This is a genomic window from Pseudoduganella sp. RAF53_2, from assembly GCF_052113985.1.
Taxonomy (GTDB): Bacteria; Pseudomonadota; Gammaproteobacteria; order Burkholderiales; family Burkholderiaceae_D; genus Rugamonas.
This window is the reverse complement of sequence record NZ_JBFRDW010000752.1, coordinates 1-2,623: the sequence shown is the minus strand read 5'-3', so window position 1 is coordinate 2,623 and position 2,623 is coordinate 1. Positions and strand designations below refer to the sequence as shown.

Genomic DNA, 2,623 nt, shown 5'->3' with positions numbered 1-2,623 from the left:
CCAATGTACAGGGCGATCGTACCGTCGGCATTGAAGAACAGCCTTCCGTCGAATTCCTCGACCGCCTGCAGAAGGTCTACGATTTCGAGCCCCCGCGCCATCACGGCCTGGACGTGGTGAACACCATCCACGCCATGCTCGATGGCCGCGTCAAAGTCTTCATCGGCTTGGGCGGCAACTTCGCCCAGGCCACGCCGGATACGCCGCTGACCTGGCAAGGCCTGCGCAATTGCGACCTGACCGTGCATATCGCCACCAAACTGAATCGCAGCCACCTGATTCACGGCCGTGATGCGCTGATCCTGCCAACCCTGGGCCGTACCGAAATCGACCTGCAGAACGGCGTGGCGCAAGGCGTGACCGTGGAAGACTCGGTCAGCATGGTGCACATCTCCTACGGCATCAACCAGCCCGCCTCGCCCAACCTGATGTCGGAAGTGGCCATCGTCGCCAATATTGCGCAGGCCACGCTGGGCAGCAAGAAGGTCGACTGGCTGCGCTTTGCGGGCGACTATGCCCTGATCCGCGATGAAATCGAAAAAGTCTTCGACGACTTCTACGACTACAACGAGCGCATCGCCAAACCGGGCGGCTTCCATCTGAAGGTCGCTTCGCGCGAACGCGAATGGCTGACGCCAAGCGGCAAGGCGCAGTTCCTGGTCAACGCCGTCGACCGCGACACGCCGATCCACCGTGCCCGCGCCATTCATGGCAAGCGTCTGCTGACGATGATGACCACGCGTTCGCACGACCAGTACAACACCACCATCTATGGTCTGGATGACCGCTACCGCGGCGTGTTCGGTCTGCGCCGCGTGATCTTCATCAACAAGGAAGACCTGCATATGCTGGGCTTCCAGGCTGGCGGCCGCGTGGACGTTACCAGCGTCTGGCCGGATGGCGTGCAGCGCCGCGCCGACGACTTCCTGCTGGTGGAATACGACATTCCGCGTGGCTGCGTGGGCGCCTATTACCCCGAGACCAATCCGCTGGTGCCGCTGGAAAGCGTGGCGGACCTGGCCAATACGCCAACCTCCAAGTCGATCCCGGTCCTGCTGCATCCCGCCCAAGGAGAACATCATGCATGAGGCGAGCCTGATGCTGTCGCGCGCGCAGTTCGCGATGACAGCCATCTTTCACATCCTGTGGCCCATCCTGACCATCAGCCTGTCCGCCTTCGTGATGCTGATGGAAGCGCTGTGGCTGCGCCGTGGTGAAGTGATCTACTACCACCACGTGCGCTACTGGAGCAAGCTGCTGATCCTGAACTTCGCCGTGGGCGTGGTCAGCGGCATTCCGATGGAATTCCAGTTCGGCACCAACTGGGCAGGCTTCTCGCGCTTCACCGGACAATTTATCGGCAATATCCTCGGCTTCGAAGGCGCCATGGCCTTCATGCTGGAGGCAGGCTTCATCGGCGTCATGCTGTGGGGCTGGGGCAAGGTGCCACGCAAGGTGCACCTGTTCGCAACCGCCATGGTGGCGCTGGGTTCGACCATTTCCGCCTTCTGGATTATGGTCGCCAACTCATGGATGCAAACGCCGGCCGGTATCGCTGTCGAAAACGGCAAGGTCGTCGTCACCAGCTATGTTGACGCCATCTTCAACCCGGCCATGGCCTTTGGCGTGTCGCATATGTGGCTGGCCGCCATGGAAACCGGTCTGGTGGTGGTGATTGGCATCTCGGCCTGGCATCTGTATCGCCGCCGCCACGCGCCCTTCTTCGCCCGCTCCTTCAAGATCGCACTGCTCACCTTGGCTGTCGTGGCGCCACTGCAAGTGCTGATCGGCGACGCCAGCGGCGTGGAAGTCTTTGAGCGCCAGCCTGCCAAAGGTGCGGCCATCGAAGGCCACTGGGAAACCAACGCGCCCGGCACCGCCGCCAACTGGTCGCTGCTGGCCTGRCCGAACAAGCAGGAACAGCGCAACGACTGGTCGCTGGAACTGCCTGGCATGCTGAGTATCCTGGCCACGCACGACGTTCACGGCAAAGTGACCGGCATGCGCGACATCCCGCTGGAAGACCAGCCACCTGCCCTGCCCCTGCTGTATTACGCCTTCCGCGTGATGGCGGGCATTGGCTTCCTGCTGGCCGCACTGGCCGTGTGGACCGCCTGGGGCCTGAAGCGCGCCCGTGGACGTCTTGAAGCGCTGCTGGCCCAGCGCAAGCTGCTGCTGGCCTGGGTGCTGTGCATCCCGCTGCCTTATATCGCAGTGGAATGCGGCTGGATCGTGCGTGAAGTGGGCCGCCAGCCGTGGTCGGTCTACGGACTGCTGCGCACCAGGGACGCGGCATCATCGGTCGCGGCGGGCGCCATCTGGTCCAGCAGCGCCATGTTCATCGCCTTCTACATCGTCTTGTTTATCGCCTTCTTCACCTTTGCCCGCAAATGGCTGCGCAACGGTCCACAATTCGAGGAGCCAAATCATGCATGAAATTCTGACTAACGCCTGGTTCGGCCTGATGTGCCTGATGCTGGTGTTCTATGTGATTACCGACGGCTTCGATCTCGGCGTCGGCATTCTCAGCCTGTTCTCGCGTGAGGAAAAGGAACGCGACCAGATCTTCCTGTCCATCGGCCATGTGTGGGATGCCAATGAAACCTGGCTGGTGGTGCTGGGC

At 61.9% G+C, this 2,623-nt stretch carries 3 protein-coding genes; all 3 read left to right on the top strand.

Annotated elements, in window-relative coordinates; all coding sequences use genetic code 11:
- Window positions 1-1,088 (top strand): molybdopterin dinucleotide binding domain-containing protein (locus AB4Z11_RS28950; protein WP_442029277.1); only part of this gene is annotated, 1,088 nt, incomplete at its 5' end.
- Complete coding sequence (locus AB4Z11_RS28945; protein WP_442029276.1) at window positions 1,081-2,436, top strand: cytochrome ubiquinol oxidase subunit I; 1,356 nt, start codon at window positions 1,081-1,083, stop codon at window positions 2,434-2,436. The genes AB4Z11_RS28950 and AB4Z11_RS28945, both read left to right, overlap by 8 nt.
- On the top strand, window positions 2,429-2,623 hold a 195-nt coding region (locus AB4Z11_RS28940), incomplete at its 3' end, for a cytochrome d ubiquinol oxidase subunit II (protein WP_442029275.1). The genes AB4Z11_RS28945 and AB4Z11_RS28940, both read left to right, overlap by 8 nt.